This window comes from Tersicoccus phoenicis, from assembly GCF_001968835.1.
In the GTDB taxonomy this organism is placed as follows: Bacteria; Actinomycetota; Actinomycetes; order Actinomycetales; family Micrococcaceae; genus Tersicoccus; species Tersicoccus phoenicis.
This window is the reverse complement of record NZ_MRDE01000050.1, coordinates 22,560-47,707: the sequence shown is the minus strand read 5'-3', so window position 1 is coordinate 47,707 and position 25,148 is coordinate 22,560. Positions and strand designations below refer to the sequence as shown.

At 72.2% G+C, this 25,148-nt stretch carries 20 protein-coding genes, 1 pseudogene and 1 riboswitch; of the genes and pseudogenes, 4 read left to right on the top strand and 17 right to left on the bottom strand.

Annotated elements, in window-relative coordinates; all coding sequences use genetic code 11:
- Positions 1-11 precede the first annotated feature (11 nt).
- Together BKD30_RS07965 and BKD30_RS07960 are read right to left on the bottom strand one after the other, a co-directional pair.
- A complete protein-coding gene (locus BKD30_RS07965; RefSeq protein WP_083956132.1) occupies positions 12-1,415 on the bottom strand; it encodes a glutamate-5-semialdehyde dehydrogenase in 1,404 nt (467 codons plus the stop codon).
- A gap of 23 nt (positions 1,416-1,438) precedes the next feature.
- The gene (locus BKD30_RS07960) at positions 1,439-2,599 is read right to left on the bottom strand and encodes an iron-containing alcohol dehydrogenase (protein WP_076703823.1); all 1,161 of its coding nucleotides are present in this window, start codon (positions 2,597-2,599) and stop codon (positions 1,439-1,441) included.
- A 224-nt stretch (positions 2,600-2,823) separates the two neighbouring features.
- Between BKD30_RS07960 and BKD30_RS07955 the strand changes: the two genes are divergently transcribed.
- Positions 2,824-3,198, top strand: a complete 375-nt coding sequence (locus tag BKD30_RS07955) for a P-loop NTPase family protein (RefSeq protein WP_076703821.1) — start codon at positions 2,824-2,826, stop codon at positions 3,196-3,198.
- Between the two features lie 311 nt (positions 3,199-3,509).
- Here the strand turns inward: BKD30_RS07955 and BKD30_RS07950 are convergent, their stop codons facing one another.
- The 5 genes from BKD30_RS07950 to rplU all read right to left on the bottom strand — a co-directional run bounded on the left by BKD30_RS07950 (position 3,510) and on the right by rplU (position 8,225).
- Entirely contained in the window at positions 3,510-4,400 is an 891-nt protein-coding gene (locus tag BKD30_RS07950; protein ID WP_076703820.1) for an SMP-30/gluconolactonase/LRE family protein, read from the bottom strand.
- A gap of 291 nt (positions 4,401-4,691) precedes the next feature.
- A complete protein-coding gene (gene proB / locus BKD30_RS07945) occupies positions 4,692-5,831 on the bottom strand; it encodes a glutamate 5-kinase (protein WP_076703818.1) in 1,140 nt (379 codons plus the stop codon).
- On the bottom strand, positions 5,828-7,495 hold the full coding sequence (obgE, locus tag BKD30_RS07940; RefSeq protein ID WP_083956131.1) for a GTPase ObgE: 1,668 nt from the start codon (positions 7,493-7,495) through the stop codon (positions 5,828-5,830). The genes proB and obgE overlap by 4 nt, the downstream gene beginning before the upstream one ends.
- A gap of 124 nt (positions 7,496-7,619) precedes the next feature.
- The gene (gene rpmA / locus BKD30_RS07935) at positions 7,620-7,886 is read right to left on the bottom strand and encodes a 50S ribosomal protein L27 (RefSeq protein ID WP_076703817.1); all 267 of its coding nucleotides are present in this window, start codon (positions 7,884-7,886) and stop codon (positions 7,620-7,622) included.
- A 30-nt stretch (positions 7,887-7,916) separates the two neighbouring features.
- Complete coding sequence (gene rplU, locus BKD30_RS07930; protein WP_076703815.1) at positions 7,917-8,225, bottom strand: 50S ribosomal protein L21; 309 nt, start codon at positions 8,223-8,225, stop codon at positions 7,917-7,919.
- 311 nt (positions 8,226-8,536) lie between these two features.
- Here rplU and BKD30_RS07925 point away from each other — a divergent pair, with 311 nt between their 5' ends.
- A complete protein-coding gene (locus tag BKD30_RS07925) occupies positions 8,537-9,019 on the top strand; it encodes a DUF4870 domain-containing protein (protein ID WP_083956130.1) in 483 nt (160 codons plus the stop codon).
- A 55-nt stretch (positions 9,020-9,074) separates the two neighbouring features.
- Here BKD30_RS07925 and BKD30_RS07920 read toward each other — a convergent pair.
- From BKD30_RS07920 to BKD30_RS07905, 4 genes and pseudogenes are all read right to left on the bottom strand, one after another.
- Positions 9,075-9,965 (bottom strand): annotated as a pseudogene (locus tag BKD30_RS07920) (bifunctional hydroxymethylpyrimidine kinase/phosphomethylpyrimidine kinase); the annotation flags it as partial.
- On the bottom strand, positions 9,962-10,690 hold the full coding sequence (gene thiE / locus BKD30_RS07915) for a thiamine phosphate synthase (RefSeq protein ID WP_076703812.1): 729 nt from the start codon (positions 10,688-10,690) through the stop codon (positions 9,962-9,964). The gene thiE and the pseudogene BKD30_RS07920, both read right to left, overlap by 4 nt.
- Positions 10,687-11,727 (bottom strand): hydroxyethylthiazole kinase, encoded by a 1,041-nt coding sequence (gene thiM, locus BKD30_RS07910; protein WP_076703811.1) that lies wholly within the window; start codon positions 11,725-11,727, stop codon positions 10,687-10,689. Before thiM ends, thiE begins: the two co-directional genes overlap by 4 nt.
- Positions 11,718-11,810: riboswitch (TPP riboswitch) on the bottom strand. Its footprint overlaps the gene before it by 10 nt.
- A 20-nt stretch (positions 11,811-11,830) precedes the next feature.
- Positions 11,831-15,724, bottom strand: a complete 3,894-nt coding sequence (locus BKD30_RS07905) for an Rne/Rng family ribonuclease (protein ID WP_235861563.1) — start codon at positions 15,722-15,724, stop codon at positions 11,831-11,833.
- A gap of 493 nt (positions 15,725-16,217) precedes the next feature.
- Between BKD30_RS07905 and BKD30_RS07900 the strand changes: the two genes are divergently transcribed.
- Positions 16,218-16,901, top strand: coding sequence for a vitamin K epoxide reductase family protein (locus BKD30_RS07900; RefSeq protein WP_235861562.1), 684 nt, complete (start codon positions 16,218-16,220; stop codon positions 16,899-16,901).
- A gap of 106 nt (positions 16,902-17,007) precedes the next feature.
- Here the strand turns inward: BKD30_RS07900 and ndk are convergent, their stop codons facing one another.
- The 3 genes from ndk to BKD30_RS17070 all read right to left on the bottom strand — a co-directional run bounded on the left by ndk (position 17,008) and on the right by BKD30_RS17070 (position 17,898).
- The gene (ndk, locus tag BKD30_RS07895; protein ID WP_076703808.1) at positions 17,008-17,424 is read right to left on the bottom strand and encodes a nucleoside-diphosphate kinase; all 417 of its coding nucleotides are present in this window, start codon (positions 17,422-17,424) and stop codon (positions 17,008-17,010) included.
- A 98-nt stretch (positions 17,425-17,522) separates the two neighbouring features.
- Positions 17,523-17,651, bottom strand: coding sequence for a hypothetical protein (locus BKD30_RS16865; RefSeq protein ID WP_268874372.1), 129 nt, complete (start codon positions 17,649-17,651; stop codon positions 17,523-17,525).
- A complete protein-coding gene (locus BKD30_RS17070; RefSeq protein ID WP_408033368.1) occupies positions 17,632-17,898 on the bottom strand; it encodes a FitA-like ribbon-helix-helix domain-containing protein in 267 nt (88 codons plus the stop codon). Before BKD30_RS17070 ends, BKD30_RS16865 begins: the two co-directional genes overlap by 20 nt.
- A 69-nt stretch (positions 17,899-17,967) precedes the next feature.
- On the opposite strand from BKD30_RS17070, the gene BKD30_RS07885 reads away from it, so the two are divergent.
- Positions 17,968-19,494: an aromatic amino acid ammonia-lyase gene (locus BKD30_RS07885; RefSeq protein ID WP_076703806.1), complete on the top strand. Its 1,527-nt coding sequence runs from the start codon at positions 17,968-17,970 to the stop codon at positions 19,492-19,494.
- 40 nt (positions 19,495-19,534) lie between these two features.
- On the opposite strand, the gene BKD30_RS07880 is transcribed toward BKD30_RS07885, so the two are convergent.
- From BKD30_RS07880 to ileS, 3 genes are read right to left on the bottom strand one after another with little or no spacing between them, the layout of a single operon-like run.
- Positions 19,535-19,975, bottom strand: a complete 441-nt coding sequence (locus BKD30_RS07880; RefSeq protein WP_076703805.1) for a DUF4233 domain-containing protein — start codon at positions 19,973-19,975, stop codon at positions 19,535-19,537.
- A complete protein-coding gene (locus BKD30_RS07875) occupies positions 19,972-21,543 on the bottom strand; it encodes a bifunctional folylpolyglutamate synthase/dihydrofolate synthase (RefSeq protein WP_162841966.1) in 1,572 nt (523 codons plus the stop codon). The genes BKD30_RS07880 and BKD30_RS07875 overlap by 4 nt, the downstream gene beginning before the upstream one ends.
- Positions 21,540-25,016 (bottom strand): isoleucine--tRNA ligase, encoded by a 3,477-nt coding sequence (ileS, locus tag BKD30_RS07870; protein WP_143588114.1) that lies wholly within the window; start codon positions 25,014-25,016, stop codon positions 21,540-21,542. The genes BKD30_RS07875 and ileS overlap by 4 nt, the downstream gene beginning before the upstream one ends.
- Positions 25,017-25,148: the final 132 nt, after the last annotated feature.

Genomic DNA, 25,148 nt, shown 5'->3' with positions numbered 1-25,148 from the left:
GGCGGTCGCCGTCATGCGCGGACCTGTCCGTCGCCCTGCACGATCCACTTGGTGGTCGTGAGCTCGGTCAGGCCCATCGGACCGCGGGCATGCATCTTCTGCGTCGAGATGCCCACCTCGGCGCCGAGGCCGAACTCGCCGCCGTCGGTGAACCGGGTGGACGCGTTCACCAGGACCGCCGCGGCGTCGACCTCGGCGATGAACCGCTCGGCGTTGGCCAGGTCGTTGGTCAGTATCGCCTCGGTGTGCCGGGTGGTGTACCGGTCGATGTGCTCGATCGCGGCGTCCATCGAGTCGACGGCTGCGACGGCGAGGTCCAGGTCCATGTACTCGGTGGCCCAGTCCTCCGCGGTGGCCGCCTGGGTGGGCACGTCGGCGGGCAGTGCGGCGGCGATCCGCTCGTCGACGTGCAGCCGCACCCCGGCATCGGCGGCGGCCCGCAGCACCGACTCCAGACCGGCGAAGTCGCGGTGCACGAGCAGCGTCTCCACGGTGTTGCAGACACTGGGCCGCTGCGTCTTGGCGTTCAGGACGATGGGGGTGACCGTCTCCGGGTCCGCGGAGGCGTCCACGTAGATGTGCACGTTGCCCTCCCCGGTCTCGATCACGGGGACCTGGGCGTTGCGGACCACGGTCTGGATCAGGGACCGCCCGCCGCGCGGGATCAGGACGTCGACCCGGCCGCGGGCACGCATCAGCGCGTTCGCTCCGGCCCGGCCGTACGCGTCGATGGTCTGCACGGCGGTGGCGGGCAGGCCCTGCCCGGTCAGCGCCTCGCCGATCAGCTCGACCAAGGCGGCGTTGGAGTGTGCCGCGGCGGTCCCACCCCGCAGGATGACGGCGTTGCCGCTCTTCAGCGCCAAGCCGGCGATGTCGACGGTGACGTTGGGCCGCGCCTCGTAGATGGCGCCGACGACACCGAGGGGCACGTGCACCTGCCGCAGTCGCAACCCGTTGGGCAGGGTCTGGCCGCGCACGACGGTGCCGACCGGGTCGGGTTGGGACGCGAGGTTCTCCAGCGCCGCGGCGAGGCCGGCGATCCGCTCGGGAGTCAACCGCAGCCGGTCCTTGAGGCTCGCGGTCACCCCGTTGACGTCCGCGTCGGCGAGGTCGCGCTGGTTGGCGGCGAGGATGCGGTCCTGGTGCTCGACCAGCGCGGTCCCGATGGCGCGCAGGGCGGCGTCCTTGGTGGCCCGGTTGGCGCGGGCGAGGACCTTCGCGGCGGCCTTCGCGGCGTCGGCGATACGCTCGACGGCGGTTGCGGTGGCGTCGTCGACGACGGCGCCGGCGTTCTCGTTGTCGGCACTCTCGGCCGGGGCGTTGCCGGCCGCGTCCTGGCGGCCGCCGGTGGTGGTCCCGATGTCCCCACGCCGACCGTCCGCGGGTTTGCCGGAATGCTGGGTGACTGTCGTCATCGGGCAAGTCTATCGAGCGCCCGTCAGGGGTAGATCTGCGCGTAGAGGTCCTGGATCTCGGCCTCGGTGGGGACCCTGGGATTGTTGGCCGGGGAACCGGAGGCCACGGCCTGCTCGGCCATCAGCGGAACAAGATTCTGCCAGCGTTCGCGGTCGATCCCGTACGACTCGGGCGTAGGCACGTCGACGTCGCGGCACAGCCCGGTCAAGGCGTCGAGCAGCTTGCGGGCCGCGGTGGCGTCGTCGTCGGCCTCGGCAGCCGCGCCGTAAGCCCGGGCGCAGTCCGCGTAGCGGGACTCCGCCGCGGAAAGGGAGAACGCGGTCACGGCCGGCAGCAGCATGGCGTTCGAGAGGCCGTGGGCGATGTGGAAGTGCGCCCCGATGGGCCGGCTCATGCCGTGGACGAGCGCGACGCTGGAGTTGGAGAAGGCGATACCGGCCTGGGTCGCGGCGAGCATCATCTGCTCCCGCGCTCGGGCGTCGGTGCCGTCGGCGTAGGCGCGGGGCAGCGCGGTGCTGATGGTCGTGATCGCCGTGAGCGCCATGCTGTCGGCAAAGGGGTTCGCCCTGCGGCTGACGTAGGCCTCGATGGCGTGAGTGAGGGCGTCCACCCCGGTGTCCGCGGTCAGCCGTTGCGGCATGGAGAGCGTGAGCTCGTAGTCGATGATGGCGGCGGTGGGGAGGAAGGCGATGCCGGGACAGAGCATCTTCTCGTCGGTGGCGCTGTCCGTGATGATCGCGAACTGGGTGGCCTCGGAGCCGCTTCCTGCGGTGGTGGGCACGACGACCACCGGAAGGGCCGGCCCGGTGTTGTTGTGGGGCGCCTTGTAGTCGCCCATGCTGCCGCCCTGGCGACCGAGCAGACCCAGGGCCTTGGCGGTGTCCATGGGGCTGCCGCCGCCGAAGCCGACGACGACGTCGGCGTCGTGCTCGCGAAGGGCCTCGAGCCCGGCGTGGAGGCTGTCCGTGGTGGGGTCCGGCACGGCCCCGGAGAACAGGCCCGGGGTGAGGCCGGCCCTGGTGAGGATGCCGCTCATCCGCTCGGCCGCACCGGTGCTCGTCATGAAGGCATCGGTGACGATCAGCGGCCGGTGCAGGCCCAGGTCGGCGACGACGGTGCCCAGCTCTTCGATGGCACCGGCGCCGATGCGCATGACGCGTGGGAGGGCGATCGAGGCGACCATGGTGGGGGCTCCTTCTGTCGGGGATCGGCGGACTGGAAGAATCGCGGGTGCTCGGGAACGGCCGTCATGCCTGTCGTCCCACACCAGTGGAGCATGCCACGGGAAAGAGACGGCGCTCGCAGCGTAGTCGCTCGCTGAGAAGATCGGGCCGTGGACGACGAGTCCGACCGGGGGCAGACCTGGTGTTGCCGTACGACCACCCACTGCCCCACCGACCGCGCCGCGTGGCCGTCGCGGGCGTGTCCGGCGCCGGCAAGACGACCCTCGCTGGCCGCGTGGCCGACGTCGTTCGGGGCCGACACGTGGAGATCGATGGCCTCTACCACGGCGCCGACTGGACGCCCCGCGCGTCGTTCGTCGACGACGTCCGCGAGCTGGTGGCAGGCGACTCCTGGACCACCGAGTTGCGGTACCGGATCGCTCGGCCCCTCCTGGCCGAGCGCGCCGACCTGGTGGTGTGGCTCGACCTGCCGTTCTGGACGACGGTGCTGCCTCGCGCCGGCGCACCCTCCGACGTCGACTCCGGCGTGAGGTGCTGTGGAACGGCAATGTCGAGCCCCCGCTGCGCACCTTCTTCACCGACCGTGAGCATGTCGTGAGGTGGGCGATCTCCACGCGGCGGAAGTACCGCGATCGGGTGCCCGCACTGGAAGCGGCGTACCCGCACCTGACCGTCGTCCGGCTTCGGTCCCGGCGACAGGTGAGGCGGTGGATGGCGGGGCCCAGGCCTGACCTGCCCTCGTTGAATATGCGATTTCTGGGGTGTCGACGGCGTCAGAACCCCAGAAATCGCATAGTCAACGGGGTGGAGGCCGACCCGTGAGGCGGGGCCGCTGGCGCAGTCGGTTCACGACGACGCCGCGTGAGGCAGCCGCGCGGGCTCGCCGCGCCGTCCTCGCAACAACGGCCCTCAGTGGGCGACGGGCTCGACCGGCAGGCCGGGGACGGCGACCCGGATGGCGAACACGCTGCCCGCCTCGGGCTCGGCGTCGTCGGGCAGGTTCTCCCGCGACGTCGTGATGTAGAGGGTGCGCAGGTCGTCCCCGCCGAGCCGGCACGCGGTGGGCTGGCTGGGCGGCACCTCGACCCGGTCGGTCAGGACGCCGTCGGCGTCGTACCGGTGCACCACCCCGCTGCCGTTGACGGCGGTCCAGACCGCCCCCTCGGCGTCGACGCACAGCCCGTCCGGGCGGCCGCTGCCGGGCCCGTCGCCGCCGTCGACCTCGACGAAGGGCCGCCGGTTGACCAGCCGGTCATCCACGTTGTCGAACACGTCGATCCGGCCGGTCGGCGTGTCGGCGTAGTAGGCCAGGGCGCCGTTGGGGGTGAAGCCGAGGCCGTTGGAGACGGTGACGTGGTCGGCCGTGACCTCGATGCTGCCGTCCGCGCCGAACCGGTACAGGGTGCCCGCGCCCTTCACCTGGTCCACGTGCATCGACCCCGCGTACAGCGTGCCCGCCGGGGAGACGCCGCACTCGTTGAACCGGATGTCGGGGTCCTCCCACACCGGTGGCAGGAGCCGCAGGTCACCGGTGTACTCGTCGGTGCCGTCGTCGTCGGTGTCGGTCAGCGCCAACTGGTTCCACAGCCCGACGACGAAGCCACCGCTGCGCCGGGGCCGGACGAACGCCGCGAGCTTGCCGACGTGCCGGCGGGTGACGCCGCCGTCACCGTCGCCGGTCAGGGTCAGCAGGTCGCCGGCGAACATGTCGACGTACCGCAGCCCGCCCCAGACCGGTGACCAGACGGGCCCCTCGGCGTGGAAGGCGATCGGGCCGGTGATGTTCCGCAGTTCGCTCATACCCCATCGAACCACGGGTCCCCGGCCGCCGGCCCCCTCGTCGACTGGTCGATAGATGCGGGTTTTCACGCCGCCGCGGCGATCTAACACCCAACAAGTGACCAGTCGATCAAAGAGCGGGGTGGCGGCCGGAGGCGTTGGCGGGTCCCCCTCATCGACTGGTCAATGGACGCGCGTTTCTCCGCTGTCGGCGCGACCAAACGGCCACCTATTGACCAGTCGATCGAAGGAGGAGGGCGGGGGTGGCGGAGGGCGACGGCGACGGAAGAGCGGGGGCGGAGAGTGGGGCGGTCAGGCGAGGACGAGGTCGTTGACGTGCACGACCTCCCGCTCGTAGTCCTGGCCCAGCTGCTCCCCCAGGTCGTACGTGGTGCGGCCGAGCATCTGCGGCAGTTCGTCGGAGCCGTAGTTGACCAGCCCGCGGGCGATCACCTCGCCGCTGCGGTCGGCCAGCTCGACGGGGTCGCCCGCGGCGAAGCTGCCGGTGACGGCGACGATGCCGGCGGGCAGCAGCGAGCGGCGCCGGTCGCGGACGGCCTTGACGGCGCCGTCGTCGAGCACGAGCCGGCCCCGGATGGTGGCCAGGTGCGCCAGCCACATCAGCCGGATCGGGTGCCGGTTGCCGGTGGTGTGGAACCAGGTGCCGACGGGGTCCCCGCCGAGGGCCGCGGCCGCGTACCCGGTCGAGGTGACCAGGGCCGGGATGCCGTTGGCGGCGGCCATGGTCGCCGCCTCCACCTTGGTGGCCATCCCGCCGGTGCCGACGCCGGCGCGACCGGTGCTGCCGATGGTCAGCGCCGCGAGATCCTCCGGACCGCTCACCTCGGCGATCCGCTGCGCCCCGTGCGCGGGCGGTCCGTCGTAGAGGGCGTCGACGTCGGAGAGCAGGATCATCAGGTCGGCGTGAGCGAGGTGCGCGACGAGGGAGGCGAGCCGGTCGTTGTCGCCGAACCGGATCTCGTGGGTGGCGACGGCGTCGTTCTCGTTCACGATGGGCAGCACCCCGAGGGCGAGCAGCCGGGTGAGGGCACGGTGCGCGTTCTGGTACTGGGTGCGGCGGATCAGGTCGTCCGCGGTCAGCAGCACCTGGCCGGTGACGATGCCGTGCTCGCCGAAAGCGCGGGTGTAGCGGGCCATCAGCAGGCCCTGCCCGACGCCGGCGGCGGCCTGCTGGCTGGCCAGATCCTTGGGGCGGCGGGTCAGCCCGAGCGGGGCCAACCCGGCGGCGATGGCCCCCGAGCTGACCAAAATGATCTCCTGCCCGCTCAGCCGGGTGGCGGCCAGCACCTCGGACAGCCGGCTGAGGGCATCCTCGTCCAGCCCGCCGCCGAGGGACGTCAACGACGACGATCCGACCTTGACGACGACGCGGCCGGCGGTGGGGACCTCGGTGCGGGCGGTGATCGGGCTGCGACGCCGGCTGACGCTCACGCGCCGTCCTCGTCGCCGGTGTCCTCCGTACCCGTCCGCTCGGTGGCCTTCGACTCGGTGGCCTTCGACTCGGTGACCTTCGACGCCCTACCCGGCGGCGGGGTACTCGACGACTCAGCGCCGGCGCCGCTCGTCCAGATCCCGGCCCGGCGCTCCGCCTCCAGCTCGTCGCGCGCGGCCTGTTTGGCGTCCATCCGGTCGTGGAAGTCCTGCCGCTTCTGGCTGCGGGTGGGTCGGGACTCCGCCTCGAGCAGGCGCAGGTCGGTGCCGCGCGGGCCTGCCAGCAGCTCCGCGCCGGCGACCATGGTCGGCTCCCAGTCGAAGATCACGCCGTCCTCGCCGCCGATCACGACGGTGTCGCCCGGCTTGGCGCCGGACTTGAAAAGCCCGTCCTCGACGCCGAGCTTGGCGAGCCGGTCCGCGAGGTAGCCGATGGCCTCCTCGTTGGCGAAGTCGGTCTGCGCGACCCAGCGCTCGGGCTTGTCGCCGCGGATGCGGAACAGCGGCTTGAGGCTGCGCTCCTCGCGGGTGATGACGTAGTCGCCCCGGCCGCCCCGGCCGCCGCGGTCGACGGGCCGCGGCCGGAGCACGATGCGCGGGGCGGCCGGCGTCTCGGCGCGCGCGGCGCGGGCGTCCTCGACGATTTGCGCCATCGCGAAGGAGAGCTCGCGCAGTCCCTCGTGGCTGGCGGTGGAGATCTCGAACACGCGGTAGCCGCGGGCCTCGAGGTCGGGCCGGATGAAGTCGGCGAGCTCCCGGGCCTCGGGGACGTCGATCTTGTTCAGCGCCACCAGCCGGGGCCGCTCGTTCAGCGGGACGACGTCGCCGCCGGGCCCGGCGAAGCTGGCGTCGACGGCGTAGGCGTCCAGCTCGGTCTCGAGCGCCTCGAGGTCGCTGATCGGGTCCCGGCCGGGTTCGAGGGTCGCGCAGTCGAGCACGTGCACGAGCGCGGCGCAGCGTTCGACGTGGCGCAGGAACTCCAGGCCCAGGCCCCGGCCCTCGCTCGCCCCGGGGATCAACCCGGGCACGTCGGCGACGGTGTACCGGGTCGAGCCGGCCTGCACGACGCCGAGGTTCGGGACCAGGGTGGTGAACGGGTAGTCGGCGATCTTGGGGCGGGCGGCCGAGAGCGCGGCGATCAGGCTGGACTTGCCGGCCGAGGGAAAGCCGACGAAGGCGATGTCGGCGATGGACTTGACCTCGAGCACGAGGTCGCGGGCCTGTCCCTCGATGCCCAGCAGCGCGAAGCCGGGGGCCCTGCGCTTCGGGGAGGAGAGCGCCGCGTTGCCGAGGCCGCCCTGGCCGCCGGACGCGGCGACGTACTCGGAGCCCTCCCCGACGAGGTCGGCGAGGACCTCGCCGTCGAGCGACTTGACCACGGTGCCGTCCGGCACGGAGAGCACCAGGCTCTGCCCGGCGGTGCCGTCACGGTGATCGCCTTTGCCGGGGCCGCCGTTGCCGGCGTGCTGGTGCGGGGCCCGGTGGTAGCCGAGCAACGTCGTCGTCTGCGGGTCGACGCGCAGGACGACGTCGCCGCCGTTGCCGCCGTCGCCGCCGTCGGGACCGCCGAGGGGCTTGAACTTCTCCCGGTGGATGGAGACGCAGCCGTGGCCGCCGTCGCCGCCGGAGACGTGCAGGACGACACGGTCGACGAAGCTGGCCACGCGTGTTCCTTTCGTGGGGTGGTGCTGGTGTGAGGGTCCGTGCTGTCGTCTTCGCAGACGTGTACCCGGATACGCGTCAGGGCAGGCCGCGAGCGGCCTGCCCTGACGTCAGTTGCGTGGTGACTTAGACCGCGACGGTGTCGGCGGTGACGATGTCCACGACCCGGCGACCGCGCCGGCTGCCGAACGCGACGGCGCCGGCGGAGAGGGCGAACAGGGTGTCGTCCTTGCCGCGGCCGACGTTCAGGCCCGGGTGGAAGTGGGTGCCGCGCTGGCGGACCAGGATCTCGCCGGCGTTGACGGTCTGGCCGCCGAAGCGCTTCACGCCCAGGTACTGGGCGTTCGAGTCACGACCGTTGCGAGTGGAGCTTGCGCCCTTCTTGTGTGCCATAGCTTGTGCCTGCCTTCAGGTGTCGGTGACTCAGGCGATCGAGGTGATCTTCACGCGCGTGAGATCCGCACGGAAGCCCTGCCGCTTCTTGTAGCCGGTCTTGTTCTTGAACTTCTGGATGGAGATCTTCGGGCCACGGAGGTCGCCGAGCACCTCGGCGGTGACCGTGACGTTGGCCAGCTCCTGGGCGGCCGAGGTCACCTTGTCGCCGTCGACCAGAAGGAGCGCGGGCAGCTCGATGGTGCTGCCGGCGTCCCCGGGCAGGCGATCGAGGGTGACGAGGTCGCCGACCGCGACCTTCTCCTGGCGGCCGCCAGCGCGGACAATCGCGTACACCACTTGGGAACTCACTTCTCTCGACAGTCTCGGACAAAAGTCTTGCGGCGTTTCCCTCAACGGGTCGGCCGGTGTGCGGTGGGGCGAGCGGACCACGACCCGGGTTCATCGCTCGAGATCGCAGTGCACCGACTTCAGGCCCGGCACCGACTCCTCAGGATACGTCACCGGCAGTGACGCCTGCAAATGCAGCAGGGCGTGGGTCGGTGAGGACGGGCGGGCGGAAGTCACCAACTCACGGGAACGAGCACGCGCCGCCCCATCGGGCGCCAGGTCCTCTCGCCTGGCGGCCCGTTCACCGGGATACTGGGGAGATGAGCAGCACGCCTCCGTTCCCTTCCACGCCGCCGGAAGGGTCGCGGCCTTCGCAGAGCGGTCCCTCCCCCGACGGCGGTCCTTCGCCGGACGGCGGTCACGGTCCGGGCCTGCAGGGTTACGGTGCCGCACCGCAGGACCGCACGATGGCCGTCGTCACGCACGTCATCCCGCTGGTGGCGATGTTCATCAGCGTCGGCTGGCTCGGCTTCGTCGGTCCGCTCGTCATCTGGTTCATCTACCGGCAGGGCAGCCCGTTCGTGCGTCGGACCGCCGCAGGCGCCTTCAACTTCTCCGTGACGGTGTGGCTGGTGAACCTCGCGGCGTGGATCAGCCTGTTCACGATCATCCTGATCCCGCTGGCCATCCTGCTCTGGATCGCCGCCTTCGTCCTCGCGATCATCTTCCACATCTCCGGCGCCATCAAGGCCAACCGCGGCGAACTCTACGTCTACCCGATGCAGTTCCCGATCCTGCGCTGACTGGGTCCGTGAACGGGACCGGCTCCGCCAGGTAGTCGTCGACGGCAGCATCCAGATGGTGGCCGTGGTGGACCGGTCCGTTGCCGGATCCGACGTCGAGCCCGTCCGCCGCGGCCAGCGCACCGGTCAGCCACCGCTTCGCCGCCGCGAGCGACGCCGGCCACGCGCCGGTGCGGGCGTACAGGGTGGCCATCGCCGAGGACAGCGAGCAGCCGGTGCCGTGGGTGTTCCGGGTGGGCACCCGGGGCTCGGCGACCTCCGCGAGCACATCGCCGTCAGGGGCGACGAGGGCGTCCGGTGTCCGATTCCCCGACAGGTGACCACCCTTGACCAGGACGATGCTGTCGGTCGCCGAGGCCACCCGGCGGCCCGCCGCCAGGGCGGCATCCCAGGTGGACAGCTGCTCGCCGGACTCGGACCGATCTCGCCCTGGTCCGCCGGACGGGCTGGAGCCCGACAGCTCGGAGGCCCGCTCGCCGAGTTCGTCCGCGGCGCCGTCGAGGACGGCCAGCTCGGCCAGGTTGGGGGTGAGCAGGTCCGCGTGGGCGCAGGCGAGCGCCCGGACGGCGTCCTCGGCGGTCGGGTCGAGCAGCCGGTCCCCGCTGCTGGCGACCATCACGGGGTCGAGGACGACGGGGAACCGGTGACCGGCCGCGCGCTGGTCGCTCAGCCAGGCGTGCACGGTGGCGGCGACGTCGGCGGTTCCGAGCATGCCGATCTTGACGGCGTCGATGGTGACGTCGTCCGAGACCGCGTCCAACTGCTCGCGCAGGAACGCGACAGGTGGAGTGTGCACGCTGCGCACGCCGTGAGTGTTCTGTGCGACGAGGCAGGTGACGACGGCCATGCCGTAGCCGCCGAGCGCGGCGATGGACTTCAGGTCCGCCTGCACGCCCGCCCCGCCCGTGGGATCGGTGCCGGCGATGCTCAGCACCCGGACGGTCACCAGTCACCACCGGGGGCGGCACCGTCGTCGGGCACCCCGTCGTCGGACACCCCGGCGTCGGTCGGGACCGGTCCGAACGCCGTGCGCAGCGTCCACGCCGCGGTCCGCGGGTCGGGGGCGGCGCAGATCGCGGAGACGACGGCGATGCCGGTGGCGCCGGCTCCGCGCAGGGCCGCGGCGTCCTCCGGGCCGACCCCACCGATCGCCACGGCGGGCAGGCCGCTGCCGTCGAGCGCGTGCGCGACGGCCCGGGCGAACCCGTCGACGCCCAGCGGTGCGGGGGCGTCGGGCTTGGTCGCGGTGGCGTGCACGGCGCCGATGCCGAGGTAGTCGACGGTGCCGTCCGGCTGCGCCGCGACCGCGTCGAGCTCGTCCGTCGTGGCCGCGCTCAGGCCGAGGACCGCGTCCGGGCCGATCAGCCGGCGGACCGCCGTGACCGGCAGGTCCTGCTGACCGACGTGGACGCCGGCGACGGCGACCCCGACGTCGCGCGCGGCGAGGTAGACGTCGACCCGGTCGTTGACGAGCACCGGAACCCGGTCACCGACCCGGTCGGCGACCGCCGTGACCAGCTCGAGCAGGGCACGCCCGGAGGCGTTCTTGTCGCGGACCTGCACGCAGGTGACCCCTCCGGCGACCGCGGCGGTGACGACGTCGAGCACACCCCGCGGACCGGAGAGCCGGGAGTCGGTGACCAGGTACAGCGTCAGGGCGTCGGGCCTCATCGGGTCGCCCCGGTCCGGACGGCGGCGGATTCGGTGGTCGCGGCGGTGTCGACGGCGGTCTCGACGGTCGCGGCGGACGCGGCGACGGCGGTCGCGGCGGTGTCGACGGCGGTCGCGGCGGTCGCGGCGGACGCGTTTGCGTCGTCGTCGGTGGCGGTCGCGGGGACGACGCTCAGCCCGGTGTCGGCGGCGAACTCGTCGGGACTGATCGCGGCGAGCCGGTCCAGGAGGGCGACGGCGAACGATCCCGGCCCGGTGCTGACCTCCGTGGCCTGCCGGGCAGCGAGCGTGTAGTAGCCGGTGGCCAGCGCCGCGCAGATCGCGGGGCTGTCGTCCGGCCCGACGGCCAGGAACGCCGCGATCACGGCGCCGAGCGCGCAGCCGCCGCCGGTGACCTTGGTCAACAGGGCGGCGTCGTGGTGGTTCCGGTACCGCTCGACGGCGCCGCCGGTATCCCCCCCAACCCGCGCCGGAGCCCCGACGACCTCGTCGACGGCGCCGGAGACGGCGACCGCTCCCCCGGTCCGCGCGGCGAGGTCGATCGCGGCGGGAACGGCGTCGGCGGCACTGTCGGTGCTGTCGACACCGCGGCCGCCGCCGGCCTGCCCGGCCAGCGCGCGGATCTCGGAGGCGTTGCCGCGGATGACGGTGGGCCCGACGTCGAGCAGGTCGGCGGCCAGCGCGGTGCGGACCGGCAGGGCTCCGACCGCGACCGGGTCCAGCACCCAGCGCCCGCCGACGGACCGGCGGGCCGCGACCGCCTCCCGCATCGCCAGGCGCTGCTCGGGGGTCGGGGTGCCGAGGTTGACCAACAGTCCGGACGCGATCCGCGCGAACGGACCCGCTTCGCCGCCGATGTCGGTCATCGCCGGGGATGCGCCGACCGCGAGCAGCACGTTGGCCGTGTAGTTGGTGACCACGCTGTTGGTCAGGCACTGGATCAGCGGCTGCTCCTGCCGGACGGCGTGCAGCAGCCGAGCGGCGTGCGCGGGCAGGTCAGAGGGCAGACCGGTAGAGGACGGTTCGACGTCGTTCACGGCGACATCCCTTCGCTAGTTCTAACTAGATCAGGTTCGACGGGTGTCATCTCAGCCCGCTGGGGGCACCCCGTGTCACTGGTGGCAGCGTATCAGCGCCGGCTCACTCGACGCTGGCGACCTCCCCGCCGTCCGTCGCCGGGCCGTGCGTCTGTTCCGTTCCGTCCGCGCCGTTCGACCCGTCCTCACCATGGGACTTGTTCTGGCCGCTGGATTCGCCCGCGCCGCTGGCCGGTTCCTCGTCCGGCCGTGCGAGGTCCGCCGCGGAGACACCGACGCCGAGCACGGTGGGCGCGGCCGCCGGTTCGCGGCTCGGCTCCTGTCCGTGCTGGTCGGCACGGCCCCGGGTCGCGGCGTCTGCGGAGGAGAACACGGCGGCCGGCTCGGTGTCGGCGCGGGTGGCGGTGTCCACGACCGTGATGGTCGACGCGTCCCCCACCCCGCTGCTCGCGGCGCGCCGCGACCGTCGGCGCGGCCGGGCGGGCTCCTCGGCCGGGGCACCGGTGGGCGTCTCGGCGGGGAAGGCCGCGGCGGCCACGGCGTCGGCTCGACCGGTACCGGCCGGGTCGACGTCGGCACCGGGGTCGGTCGCGTCGGCGCCGGCAGCGGCCGCGTCGATCGCCCGGACCGCGACATCCTCGACGGCGACGACGTCGTCGCCGACCTCACCGTCGTCGGCGGCGTCGGCGGCGAGCAGGGCGTTCCGCACGGCCGAGGCGACGGCGTCATCCGGCTGCCGTGCTCCCCGGCCGGACCCGGCCGCGTCGAACGCGCGACTGAGCGAATCGAGCGTGAGATCGCCGTCACCACTGGAAGCCCGGTGTCCGTGCGGGACGGTCACCCGCTCACCGTTGAGGGTCAACTCGACGTCGCCGCCGGGCTCTGCGTGACCTGCGGCGCTCCCGTCGTCCGACGGAGTCTCCGCCGGGGCGTTCTCCGCGATCTCGCGCCGCTTCCGGCCCCGGCCACGACGACGGCGGTCCCGGCGGCTCGGTCGCGCTTCCCCCTCGGCCCCGGAGACGTGCTCCCCAGGCCCGGCCGACGGTCCCGCGGTTGACGCCTCGGCCGGGATCATCTCGGCGGACGCCGCCGGAGCGGCCTCCGCCGTCTCACCGTGCTCACCGTGCTCGTCCGTCGGGTGCAGCGCCTTGGCGATGTTCCCCATCGCGGCGCGGGCCTTGGCCGCTCGCTCGGCGGCCTCAGGGTCCTGCGTCGGCGCCGGCGCGGCCGGCTCGGCCGCCCCCTCGGAGGAGGACCGGCGGTTCCGCTTCTTCTCGCTCCTGCCGGGCCCGTTACCCGAGCCGTTGCCGGACCCGCCGTTTCCGTTGCCACCGCCGCCATTGCCGCCGCCGGCGTGTCGACGGTGCTCGACCGGCTCGCCGTGCGTGATGATGCCGCGTCCGCCACAGGCCTCGCAACTCTCGGAGAACACCTCGAGCAGGCCGGTACCCATCCGCTTCCGGGTCATCTGCACGAGTCCGAGCGAGGTGACCTCGGCGACCTGGTGCTTCGTCCGGTCCCGGCCGAGGCATTCGACCAGCCGGCGCAGCACGAGGTCCCGGTTCGCCTCGAGCACCATGTCGATGAAGTCGATGACGATGATCCCGCCGATGTCGCGCAGCCGCAGCTGCCGGACGATCTCCTCGGCCGCCTCGAGGTTGTTCTTGGTGACGGTCTCCTCGAGGTTGCCCCCCGAACCGGTGAACCGGCCGGTGTTGACGTCGACGACGGTCATCGCCTCGGTGCGGTCGATCACCAGGGAGCCGCCGGAGGGCAGGAAGACCTTGCGGTCCAGCGCCTTGGCGATCTGCTCGTCGATGCGCGACGCGGTGAACAGGTCCTCGTCCTTCTCCCACTTCTCCAGCCGGGAGAGCAGGTCCGGCGCGACGTAGGTGACGTAGGCCTCGATGGTGTCCCAGGCGTGCTCGCCGGAGACGATCAGCTTGGAGAAATCCTCGTTGAACACGTCCCGGACCACCTTGATGGTCAGGTCCGGCTCCGCGTAGAGCATCTGGGGGGCGAGGGTCTTCGGCGCCTGCGCGGTCTGCTGGATGCCTTCCCACTGGGCGCGCAGCCGGTTGATGTCGTTGGTCAGCTCCTCCTCGCTGGCCCCTTCCGCCGCGGTGCGCACGATGACGCCGGCACCTTCGGGCAGCCGGTCCTTGAGGATCTTCTTCAGCCGCTGGCGCTCGTTGTCCGGCAGCTTGCGGGAGATGCCGGTCATCGACCCGCCCGGCACGTAGACCAGGAACCGGCCGGGCAGGGAGATCTGGCTGGTCAGCCGGGCGCCCTTGTGGCCGATCGGGTCCTTCGTGACCTGCACGAGCACCGGGTCGCCGGACTTCAGGGCCACCTCGATGCGGCGCGGCTGGCCCTCCAGCCCGGGCGCGTTCCAGTTGACCTCGCCGGCGTACAGCACGGCGTTGCGGCCGCGCCCGATGTCGATGAACGCCGCCTCCATCGAGGGCAGCACGTTCTGCACCTTGCCGAGGTAGACGTTGCCGATCAGGGAGTCCTGCTGCGTCTTGGACACGAAGTGCTCGGCCAGCACGCCGTCCTCCAGCACGCCGATCTGGATCCGCTCCTCGACCTGCCGGACGATCATCTGCCGGTCGACCGACTCCCGGCGGGCCAGGAACTCCGCCTCGGTGATGCCGTGCCGACGGCGCCCGGTCTCGCGGGACTCCCGGCGACGCTGCCGCTTGGCCTCCAGCCGGGTCGATCCCTTGACGGAGGTGACCTTGTTGCTGGGTGCCTCCGCCCGGGACCGCGGCGCGCGGACGCGGGTGACGGTGTTCGGCGGGTCGTCGTCCTCGCCACCGGTCAGCTCGAGGTCGGCGTCGCCACGACGGCGACGACGACGACGCCTCGACGACGTCTCGCCGGTGTCCTCGTCCTTCGCGGCGCTCCGGTCGCCGGTCCGCTCGGCGGTCTCGGCCCCGGTCTCGTTCTCGGTCGTGCTGTCCGCGTCGGCGGCCGTGCTCGCCTCGTCCGTCGAGTCGGACCCGCCAGAGCTGCTGCGGCCGCGACCGCGGCCCCGGCGACCACCCCGACGGCTCCGACCGCGGCCGTCGCCGTCATCGCCCTCGCCGTCGTCGTCGGTGTCCTCGGTTTCCTCGATCTCGTGGGCCTCGGCGGTCTGGGCCTTGCGGCTCTGCGCCCGGGCCCGCACCTGTTCCTGCAGCTGGTCCAGGTCCGGCGCCTGGAACAGCAGCGACATCGGCGACGGCGCGGGCTCGGCGGCTTCGGGGCCGGTGTCCTCAGACGCGCCGTTCCCGGTCGGGGTCTGTGCCGCGGCATCGGGCTCGACGGCCTCCGCGGCGGTAGCGGCGTCCTCGGTCGGGGTCTCCTCCACAGCCTCCGGCTCGGCGGCCGCGGGGGTTTCGGCTGCCGCCGATGCGGCCTCCGCCCGATCCTCGGCGGTCTCCGCGGGGGCCTCGACGGCACTCTGTTCGCCGACCGTGGGCGTCTCGTCCCCGGCCGGAGCTGCAGCCGCGTCGGCCTCGTTCGGCGCAGCCGCCTCGGCGGGAGCCTCGCCTGCCTCGGCCGCCTTCTTCCGGCTGCTCGTTCGGGTGCTGCTCGTCCGGCTGCCAGTAGTCCGGGTGCCAGTGGTGCGGGCACGGGCACCCGTGCTCCGGGAGGCCGCCTTCTGCGCGACGTGGTCGTCCGTGTCCTCCGCGGCCGCGGAAACGTCCCCGCCCTCGGCGGTGCTCGTGGCGGCCTCGGCCCGATCCTCAGCGGTGGAGGGAACGGGCCCGTCGACCGTGGTCTGCGCCGGACTCGCCGTCTCCGCGGTGGTGACCTCCTCCGCCGTCGCGCCGTCCGTGGCGGTGGTCGGCGTGGTGCGCCGACTGCTGCGCCGGCGGGCGGGCTTCGTGGCCGGCTCCTCGGCGACGGATCCGGTCGAGGTGTCGTCGGTGGTCTCACCGGCGGCGGTGGTCGACGATTCGGGCGTCTGCTCCGGTTCCGTGACGGAACCAGTGTTGTCCATAGTCATATTCAGCTGTACTCCAGCCCCGGCACTCCGTCCACAACCGGCGCCCCGAGGCGACTTGACCGGCCTCACCGGGCGGTTCCCCGGCGGCCGGAAACTTGAGTTGCTCACCTGAGCGGTGGCGCCGCGAAAGGGGCGCTGCCGCACGCTCAGGCCGTCAACGTCCGGGTGGCGGCGCGTGTACCCGACGGGCGAAGGGCGGGTACCGCTCGCCTCGCCGTCGGGTCGGTCGCGTTCTGGCGACGTCGACGCCGGTGTCCAGGACACCAGCGTCGGCCTCCACACCGATTGTTGCCGGACCGACCCGCCGTTGTGGACCGCGAGCCGATCCCGGTCATTCTCTCACATCCGGTCCGGGCGGGACCGGCGGCACGCGCGACGCCCGTCGGGCGGTGAACAGACGCCTTCGCTAGAATCAGCACCGCACCGCCGTGCACGAGCGCGGACGCACCGGCAGCAGCCCGCCGGCCGTCACCGATCAGTCAGGATCCCTTCCGTGAAGTCAGACTCTCACACGCGGCACTCCGCCGGCAGCGATCGCAACGGCGCGCACGACGACGAGCGCGACGACGGTGTGCGCGACGACGTCGACCGGGCGATGCCCCGGCTCTGCCGGCGGGTCCAGTTCGGCTGGATGTACATCGTCGGCGGCGTCATCGGGTTCCTCGCGGCGGGCGAGTTGGTGCTCGAGGAGTTCGCTCTCCTGAAGGACCCGAACCGCGTCACCAGCTGCGACATCAACCCGCTGATCTCCTGCGGCACCGTGATGAAGTCCTGGCAGGCCCAACTGTTCGGGTTCCCGAACCCGCTGATCGGGATCGTCTCGTTCGCGATCATCATCACGGTCGGCGCGTCGCTGCTCTCCGGCGCCCGGTTCGCCCGCTGGTACTGGTTGACGCTGAACGCCGCGGTCGCGCTCGGTTTCATCTTCTGCGTGTGGCTGTGGTTCCAGGCGGTCTACGTGATCGGCGCCCTGTGTATCTACTGCATGATCGTGTGGGCCGTGATGATCGTGCTGTTCGTGCACACGACGGTGCGCAACCTCAGTCACGGGGTCATCCCGGCCTCCCCGCGCGTCGCGGCGATCGCGCAGGACGCCGCGTGGCCGATCGCCGTTCTGCTCGCCATCGGGGTGATCGCCTCGATCTTCCTGCGCTTCGCGGGACTGTTCGTCCGCTGACGGGCGCCGGGCCCAGACTCACGCGACAGACCGCTGGCCCGGCGGCTCAGCGACGGCGGCTCAGCGACGGCGGGTGCGGCGGCTCAGCGACGGCGGCTGCGGCGGCTCAGCCGAACCAGATGCCGAGTTCGCGTTCGGCGGACTCGGGCGAGTCGGAGCCGTGCACCAGGTTCTGCTGCACCTTCAGGCCCCAGTCGCGCCCGAGGTCGCCGCGGATGGTGCCCGGTGCCGCCGTCGTCGGGTCCGTGGTCCCGGCCAGCGACCGGAAGCCGGCGATGACGCCCTGCCCCTCGAAGACCGCGGCGACGATCGGGCCGGAGAGCATGAACTCGACCAGCGGCTCGTAGAACGGCTTGCCGACGTGTTCCTCGTAGTGCTGCTCGAGCATCGCCCGGTCGGCGGTCACGAGCCTGAGGTCGGTGAGCGTGTAGCCCTTCGCCTCCACCCGGGCCAGGATGGCCCCGCTCAGACCGCGCGAGACGCCGTCGGGCTTGACCAGGACGAGGGTGCGTTCGACAGCCACATTCACTCCATTCCGTGCCGCGTGCCACCGGACACGTGCCCGGTGGAATTCCGGCCCTAACTCTACGTGGGCCGACGGCGGCCGGAATGCGAGCGCGATCACACGGCGCCGATGGTCTCGATCCCGCAGCGCGGGCCCGACCAACCTGGCACGTGCGCGATCGCCGTCCGTATCGTCATCGGCGAGCGCGGTGCGAGCACACTGGCGTCAACGACGATCACGGTCATCCCGCACAGCGCGGACCGTGTCGGAGAACGGAGCTGAACCACCGGCGCGGCCCCCGGCCCGAGCCAGAACATCCTCCAGGGTTGGTCGACTGGCCTCGTCGATCAGCCGCGACCGGAGGTATTCCTGGAGGGACTGATGCGCGGCCGCGGCTCGTTGGCGGAGAACCGCGTGAGTCGCCTCGGGAACGTCCTTGATCTGCACGCTAGGCACAACGCCATTCTGGCGCCATCGAAGCCGGAACGCCATCGCTGCAGCGTGAGATGCTGACACCAGCATCAGTCTTCTCCTGTTCACCCCAGTTCCGGGAGAGAAGCCATGGCAGTCACCATCTCGGCCGCACCGATGTCCCTGCGCGAGCTCCTGGCCGTGGTGCACGGCGAGCGGGTGCACCTTGCTCCCGACGCACGTGGGCGGATCGCCGCCGCCCGCGCGGTGGTGGACCACGTGCTCGACACCGGGGAGGCGGTGTACGGGCTGACCACCCAGGTCGGCCACGGCAAGGACACCCGCGTCTCGGCCGAGCAGGTCACCCGGCAGCAGGAGTGGTTGATCCGCTCCCACGCCGGCGGCTTCGGTCCTCCGCTGAGCACCAGCCATGTCCGGGCCGCGCTCGCCGTCCGGCTCAACGGCATCGCCCGCGGCGGGTCCGGTGCGAGCCCGGCGGTCGCGGACACGCTGACCGCCATGCTCAACGCCGGGGTCCACCCGGTGCTGCCCCGCATCGCCTCCGTCGGCGCCGGCGACCTGGGTCAGCTCGCCTGGGTGGCGCAGGTCGCCGTCGGGAGCGGACGCGCCGAGCACGACGGCGTCGAGCTGCCCGGCGCAGAGGCGCTGCGCCGAGCCGGCATCGCCCCGCTCCGGCTCGAGGGCAAGGACGGGCTCGCGCTGATCTCTTCCAACGCCGTGTCCGTGGGCGCCGCCGCCCTCGTGATCGAGCACGCCGAGCGCACCGTCCCGGCGGCTGACACCGCCGTCGCGCTGTCCATGGAGGCCACCGACGCCAACCCCTCCATCACCTTGCCCGTCGTGGCCGCGGCCAAGCCCTACCCCGGGCAGATCGCGGCGGCCGATCACCTGCGCACCGAGCTGACCGGCAGCCGGTTGCTCGATCCGGACGGGCCGCACTCCGTCCAGGACGCGCTGTCCTTCCGGGTCGTGCCCCAGGTGCACGGAGCGCTGCGGGACCAGCTCGCGGTGGTTGCGGCCGCGGTGGAGGTGGAGCTGAACGCCGCCAGCGACAATCCGCTGGTCGATCTGCAGAGCCGGACGATGATCAGCACCGGCAACTTCCACCCGATGGTGATGGCGATCGGGCTGGACGCGCTGCGGATCGCCATCGCCCACGTGGGGCAGCTCAGCGACCGGCGGATGAGTCACCTGTGGGAGGCGGCCATGACGGCCGTGGCTTCCGGCGGCCCGCCGTCGGACGAGCCCGCGCCCGGCCTGCAGTTGCGTTACGCGGCGGCCGCGGCCCTCGCTGAGCTCAAGCTGCTCGCCGCCCCGGCCACCCTCGATTCCCCGCCCCTCGACCTCGGCGTGGAGGACCACGCGACGTCGGCGCCGCTGTCCGTGGACAAGACCGAGGACGCCCTGAGCCTGCTCGACGACCTCCTCGCCATCGAGGTGCTCCTCGCCCGGGACGTGCTGACCCTCACCGGGCCGCTCCCCCGGATCGGTGCGGGCGCCCGCGCGATCCTGCACCTGGCGGACGACGCCGTCGCCGCCGCGGGCAGGGGGGAGGCAAGCGGTGTTTCAGCGGACGACGCCGGTGCCGTGTCGAGTAGTGCCGGCCCCACGCCGGGCGCGGTGCATGCGGCCCTTCGGCGGCGCTTCCCGGCCTGAGGAGGCTTCATCGGGAGCGGGAACGCCGCCGTTCGCGTCCTCACTCCGGCAGCGGGTGCTGCCGTTCCCACTCCTGTTGCTCCCGCGCTCGCTGCCGGTTCTCCCGGTCCACCCGACCGCCGGCCCGCAGCCCGTACCACCACGCGGCCACACACAGGACACCGACGACGAACATCATCGGCACGAAGAACCCGGTGGCGAGCACGAGCACCTGCAGCACCCAGCCCACGGCGAAGCCGCCACGGCGGGTGAGCACCGCGCAGGTGGCCAGCAGCAGGACGGCGAGCACGACGCCGACGCCCAGCACCGCGGCGGTCGGCAGGTTCCGGAGCAGGCCGTATCCGACCAGGGTCGCGAAGAACACGATGAACGCCTCGGTGACCAGCACGACGGAAGCGAACATCACCTTCGTGGAGCGTTCCTTCGTCGACCGCCCCGCCGATCCGGGCCGGGGCTCGCCGGGCTGCGACGCGGTGCTCATCTCTCGTCTCCTCGGGCGCCCAGCAGGATGCGGGCCTCGGCGATCAGGGTGATGGACCCGGTGACCAGGACCAGCCCGTCGAACTGCTGCGGGTCGTCGGCGAGCTGGATGCCCGTGGCGAGCGCGTTGTCCAGGGACTCCTCGACCACTACCGCTTCCTCCGCGAACCAGGTCTGCGCCAGCTCGGCCAGCTCGGTCGGTTCGATGGCGCGCGGCGAGGACGACCGGGTCACCACCACGGTGACCGGCATGTCCGCGAACGCGTCCCGCAGCGCGGCCAGGATACCCTCGGCGTCCTTCTCCACCAGCACCCCGAGCACGACGACGGCGCGGGAGAACGCGAACGCCTCCCGCAGGGCCGTGACGGTCGCGGCGATGCCGGCCGGGTTGTGGGCGGCGTCGACGACGACGGGCGGGTCGGTGCGGACGGTCTCCAGTCGGCCCGGGGAGCGGACGGCGGCGAAGCCCTCCCGCACGAGCTCGACGTTCAGTTCCTTCTCCCCCGCGCCGAGGAACGCCTCGACGGCGGCGACGGCGACCGCCGCGTTCTCCGCCTGGTGCTCGCCGTGCAGCGGCAGGACGAGATCCTCGTACCGTGCCGCCAGGCCGTTGATGGTCAGCTGCTGGCCGCCGACGGCCACGTTCCGGGACTCGACGCCGAACTCGATGCCCTCGAACCGGTACTGGGCGCCGACGTCCTGCGCCCGGGCCAGCAGGATCTCGGCCGCCTCGACCGGCTGGGCCGCGCTGACCAGGAAGCCACCGCGTTTGATGATGCCCGCCTTCGTGTCCGCGATCTCCTCGATCGTGTCGCCGAGGACGTCGGTGTGGTCCAGGGAGATGGGGGTGATGACGCTGACCACGCCGTCGGCCACGTTCGTCGCGTCCCAGCTGCCGCCGATGCCGACCTCGAGCACGACGACGTCGACCGGCGTGTCGGCGAACACCGCGAACGCCAGGATCGTCAGACACTCGAAGTACGTCAGCCGGGGCTGGCCGGCGTCGGTCAGCTCCCCGTCGACGATCTGCAGGTACGGCCGCACCTCGTCCCAGACCCGCACGAACGTCTCATCGGAGACGGGCGCCCCGTCGATACTGATCCGCTCGGTGACCGAGGTCAGGTGGGGGCTGGTGTACCGGCCGGTGCGCAGGTCGTGCGCCAGCAGCACCGACTCGATGATCCGGGCGGTCGACGTCTTGCCGTTGGTGCCGGTGACGTGGATGACCGGGGCCACGCGGTGCGGGTCGCCCAGGATCTCGACGGCCCGACGCAGCGGGTCCAGCCGCGGCTCCATTTTGTTCTCCGGCGCCCGGGCGAGCAGCTCGGCGTAGACGCTGGCCACGGAGAACTCGTCCGCGGCCGTGGTGTCCTGATCGGTCGGCAGCGCCGACCCGGTGTCCGAGTCGTCCACGGCGAAGGGGTCCCCGACGACGTCGGCGTCCTCCAATCCCAGCAGGTCCCGCATCTGACCGGCGTCCCGCTCCTCGGGCGTCAGCTCGTCGTCGCCCATGTCGTCGCTCGCGTCGTTCTCGTCGCGGCCGCGGTTGCGGTCGTCGTGATCGCTCATCGCTGGGCCTCCTGAACCTGCTCCGTCTTCTCCACGTCGATCTTTTCGACCGTGACGCCGGTGTCCGCGCCCTCGACCAGCGTCAGCTCCGCCATCAGCGTCTCCCCCGTGACCAGTTCCTCGTTGTCCCTCAGGGCGGCCAGCAGCGCGGCCGGGCCGGTGATGCGGGTGCGGATCCGGTCGCTGATGTCCAGGCCGGCCTCGCGGCGGGCCTGCTGGACCGTGCGGACGGTGTCGCGGGCGACGCCCTCGGCCTCCAGCTCCGGGGTCAGCGCCGTGTCCAGGACGACGAAGCCGCCGCCGGGCAGCACCGCGACCGCGGCGCTCCTGCCGCCGCCGGCACCGTCGCCGTCGTCGGCCACCACCGTCTGCAGCGTGTACTCGCCGGGCCGCAGTTCGACGCCGCCGGCCACCACCGTCGGCTCGCCGTCGCCCGCTCCGTCCGCGTCACCCGCACCGGCCGCGTCACCCGCACCGGCCGCGTCGGTCACCGACCAGTCGCCGGCCTTGGCGGCCTTGATCACCGCCTGCACGCCCTTGCCCAGGCGCGGCCCGGCGGCGCGGGCGTTGACGGACAGCTGCTGGCTGACCCCGAACTGGGCCGCGTCGGCGGTGCCGGCGTCGACCAGGCGCACGTCCTTGAGGTTCAGTTCGTCGGCGATGATCCGGGCGAAGGTGCCCTCCAGCGCGGCCGCGTGCGGGGTGACGACGGTCATCGACGCCAGCGGCAGCCGCACCCGCAGGTTGTTGGCCTTGCGCAGGCTGGAGCCGGTGGAGCAGATCCGCCGGGTGGCGTCCATCGCGGCGAGCAGCGCCTCGTCGGCGGGGAACTGACCGGCGTCGGGCCAGTCCGTCAGGTGCACGGACCGGCCGCCGGTCAGGCCGCGCCAGATCTCCTCGCCGACCAGGGGCAGCAGCGGGGCGGCGACCCGGGTCACCGTCTCCAGGCAGGTGTACAGCACGTCGAACGCGTCGGTGTCCTCCGCGAAGAACCGCTCCCGGGACCGGCGGATGTACCAGTTGGTCAGCACGTCCAGGTAGTCCCGCAGCGCGTCGCACGCGTCGGAGACCTCGTACGCGTCCAGCGCCGTGGTCATGTCCCGGACCAGGGTGCCGGTGGTGGCCAGCAGGTACCGGTCCAGCACGTCAGTGGCCTCGGTGCGACGGACCGCGTCGTAGCCCGCACCTTTTCCAGCCGCGTTGGCGTACAGGGCGAAGAAGTGCCACGCGTTCCACAGCGGCAGCAGCACGGCCCGGACGCCGTCGCGGATGCCCTGCTCGGTGACGACCAAGTTGCCGCCACGCAGGATCGGCGAGGACATCAGGAACCAGCGCATCGCGTCGGAGCCGTCCCGGTCCAGCACCTCGGAGACGTCCGGGTAGTTCCGCAGCGACTTGGACATCTTCTGCCCGTCCGAGCCGAGCACGATGCCGTGGCTGATCACGTTGCGGAACGTCGGCCGGTCGAACAGGGCGGTGGCGAGGATGTGCAGCGTGTAGAACCAGCCGCGGGTCTGCCCGATGTACTCGACGATGAAGTCGGCCGGGTTGTGGTGCTCGAACCAGTCCTCGTTCTCGAACGGGTAGTGCACCTGGGCGTACGGCATGGACCCGGAGTCGAACCACACGTCGAGCACGTCCTCGACCCGCCGCATCACCGACTGGCCCTGCTCCGGGGTGCGCGGGTCGTCCGGGTTGGGCCGGGTCAGCTCGTCGATGAACGGGCGGTGCAGGTCCACCTCGCCGTCGTGGTTGCGGGGCAGGACGCCGAAGTCGGCCTCCAGCTCGGCGAGGGAGCCGTATACGTCGGTGCGCGGGTACGCCGGGTCGGTCGACTGCCACACCGGGATCGGGCTGCCCCAGTACCGGTTCCGGGAGATCGACCAGTCCCGGGCGTTGGCCAGCCACGTGCCGAACTGGCCGTCCTTGACGTTCTCCGGGATCCAGGTGATCTGCTGGTTCAGCTCGACCATCCGCTGCTTGATCTTCGTCACCTCCACGAACCAGGAGGAGACGGCCTTGTAGATCAGCGGGTTTCGGCACCGCCAGCAGTGCGGGTAGGAGTGCTCGTAGCTGGCCTCGCGGACCAGCCGGCCGGACGCGGCCAGATTGCGGATGATCGGCCGGTTCGCTTCGAACACCTGCAGGCCGGCGATCGCGGCCAGCGGCGCCTCGGCGTCGTCGCCCTCCGCATATCGCGCGTCCCCGAACATGGGCAGGAACTTCGCGCCCTCGTCGACGGAGAGGATCACCGGGATGCCGGCCTCCTCGCTGGAGCGCTGGTCCTCTTCACCGTAGGCGGAGGCCTGGTGGACGAGCCCGGTGCCGTCCGTCGTCGTCACGTACTCCTCGACGAGCACCTGCCAGGCGTGCTGCGTGCCCCAGGTCTCGACGTCGGTGTAGTAGTCCCAGAGCGGCGCGTAGCGCAGTCCGGCCAGCTCGGGACCGTCGAAGGTGGCCTCGATCGCGGCGGTCGCGGCGTCGGCGTCGGCGAACCCCAGGTCCTTCGCGTAGGCGCCGACGAGGGACTCGGCCAGCAGGCTGCGCGTCCTCGCCTGCGCTGTCCCCGCCTGCGCTGTCCCCTCCTGCGCTGTCCCCTCCTGCGCTGTCCCCTCCTGCGCTGTCCCCTCCGGGGAGGTGACGACGGCGTAGCGGATCTGCGGCCCGACGGCGATGGAGAAGTTGGTGGGCAGGGTCCACGGCGTCGTCGTCCAGGCGAGCAGCCGCACCCCGGCGAGCGCGTCGTCGAGCGCGTGGCCCGACGGGACGACGGGGAACGCGACCGTGACGGACGGGTCCTGACGCATCTGGTAGACGTCGTCGTCCATCCGCAGCTCGTGATTGGACAGGGGCGTCTCGTCATGCCAGCAGTAGGGCAGCACACGGAAACCGGAGTAGGTCAGGCCCCGCTCGTGCAGCGTCTTGAACGCCCACAGGACCGACTCCATGTACTCGACGTTGAGGGTCTTGTAGTCGTGGTCGAAGTCGACCCAGCGGGCCTGCCGGGTGACGTAGTCGCGCCACTCCCGGGTGTACTTGAGCACCGAGGCGCGGCAGGCGTCGTTGAACCGGTCGATGCCCATGGCCTCGATCTCGGCCTTGTCCGTCATGCCGAGCTGCTTCATCGCCTCCAGCTCGGCGGGCAGACCGTGGGTGTCCCAGCCGAACCGGCGCTCCACCCGCTTGCCGCGCTGCGTCTGGTAGCGCCCGACCAGGTCCTTGACGTAGCCGGTGAGCAGGTGCCCGTAGTGCGGCAGGCCGTTGGCGAAAGGCGGCCCGTCGTAGAAGACGAACTCGTTCTCCCCGTCGTCGCCGGCGGGCCGGTTCTCGATGGACGCGGCGAAGGTGCCGTCCGCCTCCCAGTACTGCAGGACCAGCTCCTCGATGGCCGGGAAGCTGGGGCCGGCGTTCTCGCCGCTGGTGCCGCTGTTGCCGCGGACGGAGGCCTTGGGGTACACGGGTGACATCCTCATCTGCGCTCGCACGTCTGTCGTCTCTGCGTGCGAGGACGCCCGTGCCGGCTCGTCGCCGGTGCCGCGAGCGCGGTACCACCTCACTTGCCGGCCGCCCCGGTGGCCCGGGGCCGTCGGCCTCTCGTGTGTCGC

Coding starts and splice junctions, on each gene's coding strand:
- BKD30_RS07905 (WP_235861563.1), bottom strand. CDS start 15,724: ATGACTATGGACAACACTGGTTCCGTCACGGAACCGGAGCAGACGCCC.
- BKD30_RS07965 (WP_083956132.1), bottom strand. CDS start 1,415: ATGACGACAGTCACCCAGCATTCCGGCAAACCCGCGGACGGTCGGCGT.
- BKD30_RS07950 (WP_076703820.1), bottom strand. CDS start 4,400: ATGAGCGAACTGCGGAACATCACCGGCCCGATCGCCTTCCACGCCGAG.
- BKD30_RS07880 (WP_076703805.1), bottom strand. CDS start 19,975: ATGAGCACCGCGTCGCAGCCCGGCGAGCCCCGGCCCGGATCGGCGGGG.
- BKD30_RS07875 (WP_162841966.1), bottom strand. CDS start 21,543: ATGAGCGATCACGACGACCGCAACCGCGGCCGCGACGAGAACGACGCG.
- ileS (WP_143588114.1), bottom strand. CDS start 25,016: ATGAGGATGTCACCCGTGTACCCCAAGGCCTCCGTCCGCGGCAACAGC.
- BKD30_RS07885 (WP_076703806.1), top strand. CDS start 17,968: ATGGCAGTCACCATCTCGGCCGCACCGATGTCCCTGCGCGAGCTCCTG.
- rpmA (WP_076703817.1), bottom strand. CDS start 7,886: ATGGCACACAAGAAGGGCGCAAGCTCCACTCGCAACGGTCGTGACTCG.
- BKD30_RS07960 (WP_076703823.1), bottom strand. CDS start 2,599: ATGGTCGCCTCGATCGCCCTCCCACGCGTCATGCGCATCGGCGCCGGT.
- BKD30_RS16865 (WP_268874372.1), bottom strand. CDS start 17,651: ATGACCGTGATCGTCGTTGACGCCAGTGTGCTCGCACCGCGCTCGCCG.
- BKD30_RS07925 (WP_083956130.1), top strand. CDS start 8,537: ATGAGCAGCACGCCTCCGTTCCCTTCCACGCCGCCGGAAGGGTCGCGG.
- thiE (WP_076703812.1), bottom strand. CDS start 10,690: ATGAGGCCCGACGCCCTGACGCTGTACCTGGTCACCGACTCCCGGCTC.
- BKD30_RS17070 (WP_408033368.1), bottom strand. CDS start 17,898: ATGGCGTTCCGGCTTCGATGGCGCCAGAATGGCGTTGTGCCTAGCGTG.